The following is a 14,516-nucleotide window of genomic DNA, read 5'->3' as shown; positions in this document are numbered from 1 at the left end:
ACGGGGAACAGACTCGTCTTTACGCCCCCGCCTGCTAGGCTTGGAGCTTCGGCTCCGAGTCGAACGGAATGAGAACGGGGACGGACGAGCAATGGACCTTTCGGGTAGCGAGACGAGCATGACCGACGCCACCATCCTGGACGCCCCCGCCACCGAGGCGACGGCCGAGACCGGCACGCAGGGCGCGCAGCGCAAGCCCTATCCGCTCGAGGTCGATCACAGCCGCGACGCGCTCCTCACCGATTTCGGCAAGGACACGCTGAACGACCGCTATCTGCTGCCCGGCGAATCGTATCAGGATCTGTTCGTGCGCGTCGCGTCCGCTTATGCCGACGATGCCGAGCATGCCCAGCGGCTCTACGATTACATCTCCAAGCTGTGGTTCATGCCGGCGACCCCGGTGCTGTCCAACGGCGGCACCGGGCGCGGCCTGCCGATCTCCTGCTTCCTCAATTCGGTGCCGGACAGCCTGGAGGGCATCGTCGACACCTGGAACGAGAATGTCTGGCTCGCCTCGCGCGGCGGCGGCATCGGCACCTATTGGGGCAATGTCCGCGGCATCGGCGAGCCGGTCGGCCTCAACGGCAAGACCAGCGGCATCATTCCCTTCGTGCGCGTGATGGATTCGCTGACGCTCGCGATCTCGCAAGGCTCGCTGCGCCGTGGTTCGGCCGCCTGCTATCTCGACATCTCGCACCCCGAGATCGAGGAGTTCCTCGAGATCCGCAAGACGAGCGGAGACTTCAACCGCAAGGCGCTCAACCTCCACCACGGCGTGCTGATCACCGACGAATTCATGGAGGCTGTGCGCGACGGCCGCGAGTTCGAGCTGAAGTCGCCCAAGGACGGTTCCAAGCGCGGCGAGGTCAACGCCCGCGCGCTGTTCCAGAAGCTGGTCGAGGTGCGCCTCGCCACCGGCGAGCCCTACATCGTGTTCGCCGACACGGTGAACCGCACCATGCCCAAGTTCCAGCGCGACGTGGGCCTCAAGGTGTCGACCTCCAACCTCTGCTCGGAAATCACGCTGCCGACCGGCAAGGATCAGTTTGGCGAGTTCCGCACGGCGGTCTGCTGCCTGTCCTCGCTCAATCTCGAGACGTGGGACGAGTGGAACGGCGACGCGCGCTTCATCGAGGACGTGATGCGCTTCCTCGACAACGTGCTGCAGGATTTCATCGACCGCGCCGAGCCGAGCATGGCGCGCGCCGTCTACAGCGCCAGCCGCGAGCGCTCCGTCGGCCTCGGCGTGATGGGCTATCACAGCTTCCTGCAGGCGCGCGGCCTCGGCTTCGAGAGCGCGATGGCGAAGAGCTGGAACATGAAGATGTTCCGCCACATCCGCGCCAAGGCGGACGAGGCCTCGATGCTGCTCGCCCACGAGCGCGGGCCGTGCCCCGATGCCGCCGATCAGGGCGTGATGGAGCGGTTCAGCTGCAAGATGGCGATCGCGCCGACCGCGTCGATCAGCATCATCTGTGGCGGCACCTCGGCCTGCATCGAGCCGATCCCGGCCAACATCTACACGCACAAGACGCTGTCCGGCAGCTTCTCGATCAAGAACCCCTATCTGCAGAAGCTGCTCCAGGCGAAGAGCAAGGACAGCGACGCGATCTGGAACACGATCCTCGAGAAGGGCGGATCGGTCCAGCATCTCGATTTCCTGACGCAGGACGAGAAGGATGCCTACAAGACCAGCTTCGAGATCGACCAGCGCTGGCTGATCGAGCTTGCCGCCGATCGCGCGCCCTATATCGATCAGGCGCAGTCGCTGAACCTGTTCATCCCCGCCGATGTCGAGAAGTGGGATCTGCTGATGCTCCACTTCCGCGCGTGGGAGATGGGCATCAAGTCGCTCTATTATCTCCGCTCCAAGTCGGTGCAGCGCGCCGGCTTCGCGGGCGGCGTCGAGGCCGACAACACGATCGACTTGAAGCAGGTCGATGCGTCGGAAACCGATTACGACGAATGCCTCGCCTGCCAGTGAGGTGGTGAGCGACTCCACATCCCGTTCGCCCTGAGGAAGGACTGAGCTTGGCGATGGCCCGTCTCGAAGGGCGATGCGCGGTGCATGTGCTTCGAGACGCCGCTTCGACTTCGCTCAGCGGCTCCTCAGCACGAACGGGATGGTGGGGCTGGTTTTGCGTTGTGGCAGGGCCGCCGGGGGACGGCCGGGTAAGGGAGTGAACAGGGGCGTGACCGTTTTCACCAAGCTTCTCGCCGGCGCGGCCCTCGCCTCGCTGGCGTTCGGCCAGACGATGGCCGCGACGCTCGACGCCCACGCCGCCGAAGCGAAGCTCGATGCCTCGGTGTCGAGCGCGGACCAGCTCGCCTGGCTCAAGGATTTCTCCTCCGCACCCAACCATGTCGGCTCACCCCACGACAAGCAGAATGCCGAGACCACGCTGGCGCTGTTCAAGAGCTGGGGCTGGGACGCGCATATCGAGACCTTCCAGGTCCTCTACCCGACGCCGATCTCCACCACGCTGGAGCTGATCACGCCCGAGAAGGTGACGCTCGGCGGGCAGGAGCCGCCCGTCGCCGGCGATCCCACCTCCTCCAACACGGCGGGCGCGCTGCCCCCCTATGTCGCCTATCAGGGCGATGGCGACGTCACCGCACCCGTCGTCTACGTCAATTACGGCATGCCCGACGATTACGAGGCGCTGGCGCGGCGCGGCATCGACGTGAAGGGCAAGATCGTGCTGGCCCGCTACGGCGCGGGCTGGCGCGGCCTCAAGCCCAAGCTCGCGCAGGAGCATGGCGCGGTCGGCTGCCTGATCTACTCCGATCCGGCGAACGACGGCTACGCGCATTGGGACAGCTATCCGGCGGGCGGCGGGCGGCCCGATCACGCTGTCCAGCGTGGCTCCGTGCAGGACATGACGATGTATCCGGGCGATCCGCTGACGCCCGGCATCGGAGCGACGGCGGACGCCAAGCGCCTCACCCGCGAGACCGCGCCGACCATCCTCAAGATCCCGGCGCTGCCGATCTCCTGGGCGGATGCCTCGAAGATCCTCGCCGGGCTGCAGGGGCCGGTCGTCACGGACAAGGATCGCGGCGCGCTGGGCATGGCCTATCATTGGGGCGGCACCGATGCGGTGCAGGTCCACCTCGCGGTCAAGTCAGACTGGTCGCTCAAGACGCTCTACGACGTCATCGCGACGATGAAGGGCGCCAAGCGGCCCGACGAATGGGTGATCCGCGCCAACCATCGCGACGGCTGGGTGTTCGGCGCCTCCGATCCGCTGACCGGCCACGGCGCAATGCTGTCCGAGGCGAAGGCGCTCGGCCAGCTCGCCAAGGCCGGCTGGCGGCCCGATCGCACCATCGTCTACGCCAGCTGGGACGGCGAGGAGCCGGGTCTGCTCGGCTCGACCGAATGGGCCGAGACCCATGCCGACGAGCTGCAGAAGAAGGCGGTGATCTACATCAACACCGACAACAGCGTGCGCGGCGTGCTGGAGGCGGAGGCGAGCCACGACCTCCAGCATTTCGTCAACAGCGCCGCGCGCGACGTGACCGATCCGGAGACCCACGCCTCGGTGCTGGAGCGCGAGCGCGCCGATATCCTCGCCTCGGCCTATGACGGCTCGGCGGACGACGCGGCGGCGGTAAAGGCGGCAAAGGGCGGCGGCGATCTGCTGGTCGGCGCGCTGGGATCGGGTTCGGATTACTCCGCCTTCCTCCAGCATCTCGGCATTCCGGCGATCAATCTCGGCTTCTTCGGCGAAGATGCGTCGTCGGGCTCCTATCATTCGGTCTATGACAGCTTCACCCATGTGACCAAGTTCGACGATCCGGGCCTCGTCTATGGCGCGGCGCTGTCCAAGCTGGTCGGCCGGCTGGTGCTGCGCGCGGCGGACGCGGATGTCGGCCGGGCGCGCTATTCCGATCTGGCGACCACGGTGGCGCGCTATGTCGGCGAGGTGAAGAAGCTCGCCGACGACCAGCGCGAGAAGGACAAGACGCGAGAGGAATTGACGGCGGAGGGGGACTTCAAGCTGGGTTCCAACGTGCTCGATCCTACGCTAGCCCCGACCGCGAAGCCGGCCACCCCGCTGATCGACTTCGCCGCGCTGGACAAGGCGTCGGACCGCCTCGCCCGCTCGGCCGGCGCCGCCGATGGCGTGCTGGCGAAGGCCGACACGCTGCCGCCGGCGGTGCGCGCGAAGCTGGATGCCGATCTGCGCGGGATCGACCAGGCGATGCTGTCTCCGGACGGGCTTCCCGGCCGCCCGTGGTACCGCAACCTGATCTACGCACCGGGCACGCTCACCGGCTACGGCGCCAAGACGCTGCCCGGCGTGCGCGAGGCGATCGAGCAGCGGCGGTTCGCCGACGCGGTGGCCTATGTCGCCAAGACGGCGGCGGCGCTGAACGCCTATTCCGACCGCCTCGACGCGGCCGTGCGGGACGCGAAGCCGTGATGGTCTCGGCTGCCTCCCAAAAGGACGCGAAAGCGCCTATATATGCCAGGATGGCGGCCACCCGTTGCCCCCCTCAAACGGTTTCGCAATGCGCTCAGCATTGGGGGGTGGAGGCATGACGAACACGTCCGATCATGCCCCGTTATTCGTATCGCTTTATGATCACGGCGATCGGCGCGGTCGTGCTGCTGACCGCCCGCCCGATCTGGACACTCCAGATGCGTACTTTGGAACGTCAGCTCGATTGGTATCGCCGTCACCCGACGCTCGGCGTCAATTTCTTCCGTTTCTTCGGTGGGATGTTTCTTCTCATCGGCATCGCCACCTTCTTCAAGCATTAAGCACCGGAGCCTGCCATGCCTCTCCTCCAAGCCTCCCGCCAGTACAAGCCCTTCGAATATCCCTGGGCCTACGACTTCTGGAAGCGTCAGCAGCAGCTCCACTGGCTGCCCGAAGAGGTGCCGCTGGGCGAGGATTGCCGGGACTGGGCGCAGAAGCTCTCCGATCACGAGCGCAACCTGCTCACCCAGATCTTCCGCTTCTTCACGCAGGCGGACGTCGAGGTGCAGGATTGCTACCACGAGAAATACGGGCGCGTGTTCAAGCCCACCGAGATCAAGATGATGCTCACCGCCTTCTCCAACATGGAGACGGTGCACATCGCCGCCTACTCGCACCTGCTCGACACGATCGGCATGCCGGAAAGCGAATATTCGGCCTTCCTCCAGTATAAGGAGATGAAGGACAAGCACGACTATCTCGGCCAGTTCGGCGTCGACAACGATCAGGACATCGCGCGCACCCTCGCCATGTTCGGCGGCTTCACCGAGGGGCTGCAGCTGTTCGCCAGCTTCGCGATGCTGATGAACTTCCCGCGCTTCAACAAGATGAAGGGCATGGGCCAGATCGTCACCTGGTCGGTGCGCGACGAGAGCCTGCATTGCGAGGGCATCATCAAGCTGTTCCACGCCTTCGTGAAGGAGCGGGACTGCATGACCCCCGCCGTGCGCGACGACATCATGGACATGTGCCAGAAGACCGTCCGCATGGAGGACGCCTTCATCGATCTGGTGTTCGAGATGGGCCCGGTGAACGGCATGACGCCCAAGGACATCAAGAAGTATATCCGCTTCGTCGCCGACTGGCGGCTGGGCCAGCTCGGCCTGAAGCCGATCTACATGATCGACGAGCACCCGCTGCCGTGGCTGGCGCCGCTGCTCAACGGCGTGGAGCACGCCAACTTCTTCGAGACCCGCGCGACCGAATATTCGAAGGCGGCGACGCGCGGCAACTGGAACGAGGTGTGGGACAGCTTCGACCGCCGCAAGGCCGCCAAGATCGCCCCGGTGGCGAACGAGGATGCGGGGGAAGAGGGGGATATGTTCTCGCGCGCCGGGGTGGCGGCGGAGTAAGCCCGGGCGTCATCTTCTGGTGGTAGGCGCAGATCGCCCGACCGGCAAACGCGCCGCTGCCCTCCCCCTCCGTCGCCTTCGGCGCCCCCCCTAGAGGGGACGATCATGAGACGGCTGTTATCCCCAATCCCCAAAATTCGATGATTCAGCGATGAGTTGGTGGGCACTCTATCAGGAACTCAAGGGCTGGCAGTCCGGCATCGGCTCCATATTGGGCTTTGGCGGTTTGATCGCGGGCGCACTTTTTAATGCACGTCTCAATCGGAAGAGGGATAATCGCCTTCGAGATATAGAAGCGATCACAATCGCGTTGTCGCTTTATGGCGAGATCAAATTGCTGCGAGAGAACGTGGCAGCGATTGCAAGTGGCCTCGGCGCGTGGTTCATCATTCGCGGGGCGTATGGCAACGATCTGCCCGATCACTACCGAGAAATTTATCCAGTCAGGGAGCCTACTCTCTACAACGCGCTCGCTTCAAAGTTGGGCATGCTAAACCCTGACCTCCTGCTGCCCATCACCAAATTCTATTCGGACTATGAGGCGGCGGTCGGCCATTTTCCGAAGCTCTTTAACAATGAGGGCCGCACAATCAGCTACGGACCGGAATGGGTTATCGAGCCTGCTGTTCGCGCAGTTGAGGATATCGAAGCTGGGCTTCGTCGGATTGAGCGACTGGGGGCGATCCAGACGCCCGCCAGTATCCCATCCACCGGCCGAGCTAAGGAAGCTCTTCGACTGGTGGAAGACCTGCGGCCTGACCCCGAATGATCTTCCCCCTGGCGGGGGAGGATCATGATCGGTTCCGTTGCCGTTCGCCAACCCACCCTTCCGCTCTACCCGCCCGCTGGCTATGATCCGCGCCGAGGTTCAGGCACGAGGGTGATGATGAAGCTGGTTTCGGGTCTGGCGCTGGCATCGGCGTCGCTGCTCTCACTCCCCGCTCACGCCGCGCCCGATCCCGCGCCGACGGTCGCCACCGATGCGCAGGGGACCATGCTCACCGGCGCGCATCATCTCGACGGGGCGGCGTTCAGCCTCGTCGTCACCGACTGGTGGCTCACCGGCACGCTCGCCCCCGGCCAGCCTCGCGAGGTACGGCTGATGGTGGAGGTACACCTTCCGAAATATCCGCTCCTCGATCGCGCGACCGATGCCTCCGGGCGCAAGCTCGACGTCGTCATCCTCAATCGCGGCCCGTCCGCCCGCTGGCCGAAGAAGGCGAGCGAGCGCGTCGCCGTCGTGCTGCCGCTCGATTATGCACAGCAGGCGCGCGCGGCGGGCCTGAGCATCACCGTCTCCGGCAAGGACCGCAGCTTCCCGGTCGCCGTGCCGGCCGACGCACTGGCACGCTTCCTCGACAGCTATGCGCAAGCGGGGAGCGCTGCCGGTACAACCTCCGCTTCCCCGTCGGTACGGGCGCCAACACCGGTTCCGACGCCCATCGCCCCTGTGACAACTGCACCACCTCCTCCCGCCGCGCCCTCTCCTGCGCCGAAGCCCGCGCCGCGCGCGCCTGCAAGCGCTCCTGCGGCGCCCGCACCGAAGCCGGCAGCGCCGCCCGCGGCTGCTCCGCAGGCCGCTCCCGCGCCGGACGACAACGATCCCGCGATCACGCCGGTACCCGATAGGCGGGTCCGCCTGCCCGACGGCAGCTTCGCGCCGACCCCGCCCCCTGCCGCTCCCGCGACGGCCCCCACTCCCACGCCGCAGGCGGCGCCCGACGTGCCGCCCGCGCCGACACCACCGCTCGTCCCGCTGCCCGGAACGGCCGCGTTCAAGGCGCAGCCGGCCACGCCCGATCAGAGCGACGGCGCCGGCAGCTCGGGCGGGCACGGCATCTGGGTTGCTTCGATCGGCCTGCAGTTCGTGCCGACATCCTCGGGCGCGATGGTGCTGACGACGAAGCCGGGCTCGATCGCCGCCGCCAAGGGCATCGAGGGCGGTGATTTCGTGGAAGCGGTGGACGGCTCACCGATCAAGGCGCTCGACGGCCCGCACATGGCCGCGAAGATCGGCGCGCCGGGCGTGAAGGTGCTGCACATGATCGCCGCCGGCGACATCCGGATACGCTGATTTGGCCTAACGGCGCCAGCCCGCTCCCCCCGCCCAACCTCCCGACAGCATGATACTGGATCGGGAGGTTGGGCGAAGGAGCGGGCTGGTGCGATACCGAAATACGCGAAGCGACACGGCACAGGGCCGGTCTGCCGGATGCCCCGGGGGAGCGTCGGGAAGACCAGGCCGGATCCGATGCGATCCGACTCAAAAGGGCGCACCGTATAAGCGGCACGCCCTCCTGCGTGACCGACGGCGCTCCCGGGGGGAAAGATGAAAGCGCCGTCGGCTTGGCCAGTCTTGTCCTGCATTCATCTTGCGCCAGCGTTTCGGGCATGAAATATTCGCTCGCTCTATCTGAAACATCAAACGTTCCGTGGCGTTTCAAGGCTGGATGGCTGCCGGTGCGTCAAGGAGGATAAGGCGGTCGACCAGGCACTTTCCTCCGCGTCCACCTTTGTGTATTATATAAACAATACAGCTACGGAGACGATGCAGCCATGGTTCGCCCGGACAAAGCCGCTCTCGCCCTGTTCGCCGGTGCCGCGCTGGCGCTCTCCGGCTGCAACATCAAGGCCCATGGCGACAATGGCGAGGACGCCAGCATCACGATCGGCGGTGGCAACGCCACCGACGACGGCAAGACTGCCAACGGCCAGCAGAGCGTCGCGATCGACGTGCCGGGCTTCTCGGCCAAGGTGAACGTGCCCGATCTCGATATCGGCGACGACACCAAGATCGAGGATATGCCGCTCTTTCCCGGCACCAAGGTCAACGGCGTCAACATCTCGGCGCATGACGGTGACGGTGACGGGGACAGCCGGGGCGACGTCACCATGGCCTTCACCGCGCCCGCCGACACCGGCAAGGTGATCGCCTGGTACAAGGATCAGGCCGGCAAACACGGCTGGGACGTGGTGCCCGCCACCGGCGAGAACCAGTTCGAGGCGACCAAGCAGGAAGACGGCAAGGGCCCGACCCACTTCGCGCTGCAGGTCGCATCGGCTACAGGGGGCAGCAGCGGCCGGTTCATCGTGACCGGTCGTTAAGGGACCGCACCGGCCCGCTCCCCGGCCCAACCTCCCGACAGGATGATACTGGATCGGGAGGTTGGGCCGGGGAGCGGGCCGGTGCCGCCATCCGCGTGAGCGGATCAAAAAGGGAGGGGTATATGGACCATCATCCGATGCCGGACGGGCTGCCGATCGAGATCGTGCTGCTCGCCGCCACATTGATCCTGGCGATCGTCAACCTGTTCTGGGCGGCGAACGCGCGGACGAAGCAATATGGCGTCGAGTGGAACATGGGCGCGCGCGACGAGGCGCTGCCGCCGATCCTGCCGCTGCCGGGCCGCCTGCTGCGCGCGCAGGCGAACCTGATGGAGACGCTGCCGCTCTTCGCCGCCGCGGTGCTGGCGGCGACCGCTGTCGGGCGATTGGGCGCGTTGACCTTGTGGGGAGCGCATTTCTATTTCTTCGGACGGCTGATCTATCTGCCGCTCTATGCGGCGGGCATCCCGAAGATACGGACGCTCGTGTGGATGGTCTCGCTGGTCGGCCTGTTGCTGGTCATCGCCGGCATCTTCTGGGGCTAGATTCCGAAACCGTTCGGGCTGAGCCTGTCGAGCCCTGTCCTTCTTCCTGCAGCATCGGAAAAGGAAGTACAGCCCTTCGACAAGCTCAGGGCGAACGGGAGAGGCGTAGGCGCCCGCCCCATTTCGGGGCAGCGCCCGCCACATCGCCGAGGCTCCCGCCCGCATGATCGGCTAGACACGGCCGATCATGACGGGACGTTCGACCATGCGCCTTCCTCTCGCCGCGCTCTCCGCGCTGTTGCTGCTGTCCGCCTGCGGCAAGCCCAAGCCGGCCGCGAACAACCTCGACGCGATGGACGACCAGCTGGTCAACGGCGCGGTGGTGGCGGACACGGCCGCGAACAAGGCGCTCGCCGCCGATATCAAGGTCGATCCCGCCAAGGCCGGCAAAGCACAGCCCGGCGACCGCGCCGCCACCGTCAGCCTGGCCGACGCCGCCCAGCGCCAGCGCGACGGCAAGCCCGCCATGCCCGCCGTCACCGAGGATGGCGGCGCGAGCGCGGCCGGGGGCGGTTGCCTCGGCGGCCTGGATTATGCGAACGGCTGGGCGGCGAAGCTGCCCGCCGACCTGCCGATGCACCCGTCGGCGAAACTGCAGGAGGCCGCCGGCCACGATGGCGGTTGTCAGGCGCGCGTGGTGAGCTTCGCCGTGCCGGGTGATCGCGGCCAGGTGATCGGCTGGTACGAGGCGAAGGCGAAGGCGGCGGGTTATTCCGCCGGCCGCGACGACAAGGACGGCGACTGGAACCTCGCCGGCGACAAGGGCGACCAAGCCTACTACATCATGGTCGGTCCGACCCAGGGTGGCGAGACGCCCGTCGACTATATCTGGACCAACGGCGGCTGAGCGCCACTAGCCGCATCGGCGCGCCTGCTCTAAGGCGCATCCCATGCCGCTTCTCTTCGTCATGATCGGCGGCGCGTTGGGCGCCGGCATCCGCTATCAGATCGGCCGGGTCAGCCTCGTGCTGCTCGGCCCGGGCTTCCCGTGGGGAACCTGGTTCATCAACCTGTCGGGCGGCCTGTTCATGGGCCTGCTCGTCGGAACGCTCGCGCGCCACACCCCGGCCAGCGGCGAGAGCTGGCGCCTGCTGCTCGGCGTCGGCGTGCTGGGCGGCTACACCACCTTCTCCACCTTCAGCCTGGAAGCCGCCAACATGATCCAGCGCAGCGACTGGGGAACGGCCGCCCTCTACATGACCAGTTCGGCGATCGGCGCGGTGCTGCTGCTGTTCGCGGGCCTGTGGCTCGCCCGGATCGGGGCGCACGCGTGACCGACGACGTCCGCCAGTTCACCGTCGCGCCCGACGACGACGGCATCCGCCTCGATCGCTGGTTCAAGCGGCACATGCCGGACGCGAGCTTCAACATCGTCTCGCGCTGGGCGCGCACCGGGCAGTTGCGCGTCGACGGCAAGCGCGCCACGCCGGGCGACCGGATCGAGGCCGGGCAGATCATCCGCGTCCCCCCGCTCGAAGCCCCCGCCCCCGAAAAGGCCAAGCCCAAGCGGGAGCGCACGCCGCTCAGCGACGATGAGATCGACTTCGCGCAGAGCCTCGTCATCCACAAGGACAATGCCGCTCTGGTGCTCAACAAGCCGCCCGGCCTTGCCACGCAGGGCGGCACCAAGACCGATCGCCATGTCGACGGCCTGCTCGACGCTTTGGAATATGAGAGCGAGGGGCGGCCCAAGCTGGTCCACCGGCTCGACAAGGACACGTCGGGCGCGCTGCTGGTGGCGCGCAACGCGCGCGCCGCCGCCTTCTTCTCGAAGAGCTTCTCCAGCCGCACCGCGCGCAAGGTCTATTGGGCGATCATCGCCGGCGTCCCCTCGATCGAGGAGGGGCTGATCGACCTGCCGCTCGCCAAGCAGCCCGGCACTGGCGGCGAGAAGATGTATGTCGACGAGAAGGAGGGCCAGCCCTCGCGCAGCCGCTACCGCGTGATCGAGCGCGCCGGCAACCGCGCCGCCTTCGTCGAGCTGCAGCCGCTGACCGGCCGCACCCACCAGTTGCGCGTCCACATGGCGGCGATCGGCCATCCGATCGTCGGCGACGGCAAATATGGCGGGCCGGAGGCGTTCCTGACCGGCGGAATCAGCCGCAAGATGCACCTCCATGCGCGCCGCATCCGTATCGACCACCCGGACGGCGAGCGCATCGACGTGCGCGCCGAGCTGCCGACCCACTTCGCCGAGAGCCTCGCGCATCTCGGCTTCGATCCGGTCGACGGCGACGCGCTGCCGATCGAGGACGTGAAGTTCAGCGAGACCCCCGAAGGCAAACGCCGCGCCGCCGCCCACGCCGCCAAGGATCGCCGCAAGGAGCGCAAGGGCGAACGGCGGGGCCGGGGGCGGAATTGAGCAAGAGCGGCCTTCTGTGGTCGGGACTAGCTGGTTTCGTAATCGTGGCTGGTCTTTGGATCGCTTACGTGCAGACCCACCCCTTTCGTCCCCAAGGCATTCTAGACGGTGATCCACAATCGGTCTCGCCAGATGGAAGCCTTGTGGCATCTATGGTTTATGACGACCATGTCTCCGGACTTGGCACGCCGCCCTTGTTCGGGGTGTCGATTGCTCGGGCGGGCGACGATCCCGTGAGCGGACAGATCGCGGCATTCGGCGGCGAGTTTACGATGCACTGGAACGGTAACAACCAGTTAGATATCTCTCCCGAGTGTAATGGCTGGATCGGCGAAAGCAAAAAATCGGTAGATATCGCCGGCCGCAATATCACGATCCGGCTTGGTCCCATTCTTCCATGTCCGACTGCCCGAACCTCATGAACCGCCTCGCCATCTTCGATTGCGACGGGACTTTGGTCGACAGCCAGGCCAACATCTGCGTCGCCATGGAGGAATGTTTCGGCGAGGCGGGCCTTCCCGCGCCCGATCGTGCCGCTGTCCGCCGGATCGTGGGCCTGAGCCTGCCGCAAGCGATGCAGGTGCTCGCGCCCGGCCACGATCATGATCTGCTCGCCGAGGCTTACAAGCGCGCATTCCACCGGATGCGGGCCGAGGGGCGCGTGGAGGAGCAGCTCTACGAGGGCATCCCCGAGGTGCTGGCCGCGCTGGAGGCAGAGGGTTGGCTGCTCGGCGTCGCCACCGGCAAGTCCGATCGGGGGCTGCGGCTGGTGCTGGAACATCACGGCCTCGCCCACCATTTCGTCACGCTGCAGACCGCCGACCGTCACCCCTCCAAGCCGCACCCCTCGATGATCGAACAGTGCATGGCCGATGCCGGCGCCCAGCCCGCCACCACGGTGATGATCGGCGACACCAGCTTCGACATCCTCATGGCCCACAATGCCGGCGTCCGCGCCATCGGGGTGGCGTGGGGCTATCACGAGGCGGACGAGCTGCTGCGCGAGGGTGCCGACGCGGTGGCTTCGCATCCGTCCGATCTGCCGGCGCTGTGCACATTGGAGACCGCATGAGCCTTCCCGATCCCGACAAGCAGGCACGCGACCGCCACGCCATCCTGCTCGGCCTGCGCGTCGCCGGTGCGATCCTGTGTGGTTTCGGCCTGTGGCTGGCATTGGGCGGCAATATCGCCGGCCATTACGGCTTCGGCGGGGTGCTGATCGTGATGGGGCTGATCGACCTGATCGTCGTGCCGAAGATCCTCGCCCACAAATGGCGAACGCCCCGGTGATCGCCGCCAGGCGTTTCTGGAAGGATGTGACGGTCGAGGATCGCGGCATCCGGCTCGACGGACGCGCGCTCAAGACTCCGGCGCGCGCCGATCTGATCGTGCCGACCGACAGCCTCGCCGCCGCCATCGCCGAGGAATGGCGGGTCGTGGACGGCACGATCGATCCGCGCGCGATGCCGCTGACCGGCCTCGCCAACGCCGCGATCGACCGGATCGCACCCGACACCGCAACCTTCGCCGCCAATCTCGCGCGCTATGCCGAGGGCGACCTGCTCTGCTACCGCGCCGATCACCCGACCGAGCTGACTGCCTTGCAGGGCGAGGCGTGGGATCCGCCGCTCGACTGGGCGCGGGATCGCTATGGCGTGGATTTCACGGTGACGGCGGGCATCACCCACGTCGACCAGCCCGCCGCGACGGTTAAGCGCCTCGCCGGCGCCGTGGCTTCGCGCGATGCCTTCCATCTCGCGGGGCTCTCGCCGCTCGTCACGCTGTCCGGCTCGCTGGTCCTCGCGCTGGCGCTGGCCGAAGGCGCGATGACCGAGGAGGATGCGTGGCAAGCCGCCGAGCTCGATGATCTCTGGCAGGCCGAGCAATGGGGCGAGGACACGCTCGCCACCACCGCGCGCGAGGACAAGCGCCGCGATTTCAGGGCGGCGGCACGGTTCCTGGCTTTGCTCGACTAGATCAGTGCACCGTCTCGCCGGTCACCCGCGGCGCGGCATACGGCACGAACCATTTCGCCAGCACGAAGCCGCCCGCGACGAAGCCGACGATCAGCGAGATCGCCAGATACACCCAATAGCCCCACGGCATGTAGAAGTTGAACACCGGCTGGCCGAGGACGGAATAGAGCACCACGCCCAGGCTCGCGAACACCACGATCTTCATCCGGCTGGCGAAATCGTCGACCCGCGCCGCGACCGTGTGTAGCGCGAGGCCCAGCAGCAGGATCGAGACGATCGACAGAACCAGGCCGCCGATCAGCGAGCTTGTCTGCATCGCCGGGAAACCCTGCGTGTTGAAGAAGATCAGCGCCACGGGGCCGCGTCCGTGCAAGACCGTCCCGGCCGCGGTATCCGGCCAGGGCACATGGTACGTACCCGTCCCGGTCGCGGTGAGGTTCTGCGCCAGGGCGGTCTGCACGGCGGCTTCCTGCGCGTCGGGCGCGACCGTGAAGACCAGACGGGAGAGCGGTGTCCCCCAGAAGATGAAACCCACGAAGAACTGGACGAGGCCGCCCAGCACGCTGCCGATCAGGATACGGATCATGGCGCCCTCCCTTTGCCTGTTGCCGGCATCAACGCCGGAAACGGCAAATGTGCCGCAAAGCCGTGCGCTTGACGAGGGACCCGTAACCCGACGGGCCGAT

The 14,516-nt window shown here is 66.7% G+C and carries 16 protein-coding genes; 15 read left to right on the top strand and 1 reads right to left on the bottom strand.

The window, feature by feature from the left end:
• Positions 1 to 91: 91 nt before the first annotated feature.
• From HZF05_RS03265 to HZF05_RS03195, 15 genes are all read left to right on the top strand, one after another.
• The gene (locus tag HZF05_RS03265) at positions 92 to 1,984 is read left to right on the top strand and encodes a ribonucleoside-diphosphate reductase subunit alpha (RefSeq protein ID WP_160365168.1); all 1,893 of its coding nucleotides are present in this window, start codon (positions 92 to 94) and stop codon (positions 1,982 to 1,984) included.
• A 208-nt stretch (positions 1,985 to 2,192) separates the two neighbouring features.
• Positions 2,193 to 4,430 carry a transferrin receptor-like dimerization domain-containing protein gene (locus tag HZF05_RS03260; protein WP_160365167.1) on the top strand — a complete coding sequence of 746 codons (2,238 nt, stop codon included), beginning with the start codon at positions 2,193 to 2,195 and terminating at the stop codon, positions 4,428 to 4,430.
• A 158-nt stretch (positions 4,431 to 4,588) separates the two neighbouring features.
• Positions 4,589 to 4,771 (top strand): hypothetical protein, encoded by a 183-nt coding sequence (locus HZF05_RS03255; RefSeq protein ID WP_160365166.1) that lies wholly within the window; start codon positions 4,589 to 4,591, stop codon positions 4,769 to 4,771.
• A gap of 15 nt (positions 4,772 to 4,786) precedes the next feature.
• Positions 4,787 to 5,842 (top strand): ribonucleotide-diphosphate reductase subunit beta, encoded by a 1,056-nt coding sequence (locus HZF05_RS03250; RefSeq protein ID WP_160365165.1) that lies wholly within the window; start codon positions 4,787 to 4,789, stop codon positions 5,840 to 5,842.
• 151 nt (positions 5,843 to 5,993) lie between these two features.
• Complete coding sequence (locus HZF05_RS03245; protein ID WP_160365164.1) at positions 5,994 to 6,611, top strand: hypothetical protein; 618 nt, start codon at positions 5,994 to 5,996, stop codon at positions 6,609 to 6,611.
• A 117-nt stretch (positions 6,612 to 6,728) separates the two neighbouring features.
• The gene (locus tag HZF05_RS03240; protein ID WP_160365163.1) at positions 6,729 to 7,916 is read left to right on the top strand and encodes a PDZ domain-containing protein; all 1,188 of its coding nucleotides are present in this window, start codon (positions 6,729 to 6,731) and stop codon (positions 7,914 to 7,916) included.
• Positions 7,917 to 8,398: 482 nt separating this feature from the next.
• Positions 8,399 to 8,947 carry a hypothetical protein gene (locus tag HZF05_RS03235; protein WP_160365162.1) on the top strand — a complete coding sequence of 183 codons (549 nt, stop codon included), beginning with the start codon at positions 8,399 to 8,401 and terminating at the stop codon, positions 8,945 to 8,947.
• 122 nt (positions 8,948 to 9,069) lie between these two features.
• On the top strand, positions 9,070 to 9,492 hold the full coding sequence (locus HZF05_RS03230; protein WP_246331468.1) for an MAPEG family protein: 423 nt from the start codon (positions 9,070 to 9,072) through the stop codon (positions 9,490 to 9,492).
• Between the two features lie 205 nt (positions 9,493 to 9,697).
• Positions 9,698 to 10,339: a hypothetical protein gene (locus HZF05_RS03225; RefSeq protein WP_160365161.1), complete on the top strand. Its 642-nt coding sequence runs from the start codon at positions 9,698 to 9,700 to the stop codon at positions 10,337 to 10,339.
• 43 nt (positions 10,340 to 10,382) lie between these two features.
• Positions 10,383 to 10,766, top strand: a complete 384-nt coding sequence (gene crcB / locus HZF05_RS03220) for a fluoride efflux transporter CrcB (RefSeq protein WP_160365160.1) — start codon at positions 10,383 to 10,385, stop codon at positions 10,764 to 10,766.
• Positions 10,763 to 11,854: an RluA family pseudouridine synthase gene (locus tag HZF05_RS03215; protein WP_160365159.1), complete on the top strand. Its 1,092-nt coding sequence runs from the start codon at positions 10,763 to 10,765 to the stop codon at positions 11,852 to 11,854. The genes crcB and HZF05_RS03215 overlap by 4 nt, the downstream gene beginning before the upstream one ends.
• A 152-nt stretch (positions 11,855 to 12,006) precedes the next feature.
• A complete protein-coding gene (locus HZF05_RS03210) occupies positions 12,007 to 12,276 on the top strand; it encodes a hypothetical protein (RefSeq protein WP_160365158.1) in 270 nt (89 codons plus the stop codon).
• The gene (locus tag HZF05_RS03205; RefSeq protein ID WP_160365157.1) at positions 12,273 to 12,926 is read left to right on the top strand and encodes an HAD-IA family hydrolase; all 654 of its coding nucleotides are present in this window, start codon (positions 12,273 to 12,275) and stop codon (positions 12,924 to 12,926) included. The genes HZF05_RS03210 and HZF05_RS03205 overlap by 4 nt, the downstream gene beginning before the upstream one ends.
• Entirely contained in the window at positions 12,923 to 13,144 is a 222-nt protein-coding gene (locus tag HZF05_RS03200; protein WP_160365156.1) for a hypothetical protein, read from the top strand. The genes HZF05_RS03205 and HZF05_RS03200 overlap by 4 nt, the downstream gene beginning before the upstream one ends.
• The gene (locus tag HZF05_RS03195) at positions 13,126 to 13,830 is read left to right on the top strand and encodes an ATP12 family chaperone protein (protein ID WP_160365155.1); all 705 of its coding nucleotides are present in this window, start codon (positions 13,126 to 13,128) and stop codon (positions 13,828 to 13,830) included. Before HZF05_RS03200 ends, HZF05_RS03195 begins: the two co-directional genes overlap by 19 nt.
• Position 13,831: 1 nt before the next feature.
• On the opposite strand, the gene HZF05_RS03190 is transcribed toward HZF05_RS03195, so the two are convergent.
• The gene (locus tag HZF05_RS03190; protein ID WP_160365154.1) at positions 13,832 to 14,416 is read right to left on the bottom strand and encodes a hypothetical protein; all 585 of its coding nucleotides are present in this window, start codon (positions 14,414 to 14,416) and stop codon (positions 13,832 to 13,834) included.
• Positions 14,417 to 14,516: the final 100 nt, after the last annotated feature.

The sequence above is a fragment of the Sphingomonas chungangi genome, assembly GCF_013778325.1.
Taxonomy (GTDB): Bacteria; Pseudomonadota; Alphaproteobacteria; order Sphingomonadales; family Sphingomonadaceae; genus Solisphingomonas; species Solisphingomonas chungangi.
The sequence above is the reverse complement of the archived record's forward strand: the minus strand, read 5'-3'. Positions and strand labels throughout refer to the sequence as shown.

What these genes read in the sequence shown, in the direction of transcription:
- HZF05_RS03265 (WP_160365168.1), top strand. Translation starts at nt 92, where the DNA reads ATGGACCTTTCGGGTAGCGAGACGAGCATGACCGACGCCACCATCCTG.
- HZF05_RS03255 (WP_160365166.1), top strand. Translation starts at nt 4,589, where the DNA reads ATGATCACGGCGATCGGCGCGGTCGTGCTGCTGACCGCCCGCCCGATC.
- HZF05_RS03250 (WP_160365165.1), top strand. Translation starts at nt 4,787, where the DNA reads ATGCCTCTCCTCCAAGCCTCCCGCCAGTACAAGCCCTTCGAATATCCC.
- HZF05_RS03245 (WP_160365164.1), top strand. Translation starts at nt 5,994, where the DNA reads ATGAGTTGGTGGGCACTCTATCAGGAACTCAAGGGCTGGCAGTCCGGC.
- HZF05_RS03240 (WP_160365163.1), top strand. Translation starts at nt 6,729, where the DNA reads ATGAAGCTGGTTTCGGGTCTGGCGCTGGCATCGGCGTCGCTGCTCTCA.
- HZF05_RS03235 (WP_160365162.1), top strand. Translation starts at nt 8,399, where the DNA reads ATGGTTCGCCCGGACAAAGCCGCTCTCGCCCTGTTCGCCGGTGCCGCG.
- HZF05_RS03230 (WP_246331468.1), top strand. Translation starts at nt 9,070, where the DNA reads ATGGACCATCATCCGATGCCGGACGGGCTGCCGATCGAGATCGTGCTG.
- HZF05_RS03225 (WP_160365161.1), top strand. Translation starts at nt 9,698, where the DNA reads ATGCGCCTTCCTCTCGCCGCGCTCTCCGCGCTGTTGCTGCTGTCCGCC.
- crcB (WP_160365160.1), top strand. Translation starts at nt 10,383, where the DNA reads ATGCCGCTTCTCTTCGTCATGATCGGCGGCGCGTTGGGCGCCGGCATC.
- HZF05_RS03210 (WP_160365158.1), top strand. Translation starts at nt 12,007, where the DNA reads ATGGTTTATGACGACCATGTCTCCGGACTTGGCACGCCGCCCTTGTTC.
- HZF05_RS03205 (WP_160365157.1), top strand. Translation starts at nt 12,273, where the DNA reads ATGAACCGCCTCGCCATCTTCGATTGCGACGGGACTTTGGTCGACAGC.
- HZF05_RS03200 (WP_160365156.1), top strand. Translation starts at nt 12,923, where the DNA reads ATGAGCCTTCCCGATCCCGACAAGCAGGCACGCGACCGCCACGCCATC.
- HZF05_RS03195 (WP_160365155.1), top strand. Translation starts at nt 13,126, where the DNA reads ATGGCGAACGCCCCGGTGATCGCCGCCAGGCGTTTCTGGAAGGATGTG.
- HZF05_RS03190 (WP_160365154.1), bottom strand. Translation starts at nt 14,416, where the DNA reads ATGATCCGTATCCTGATCGGCAGCGTGCTGGGCGGCCTCGTCCAGTTC.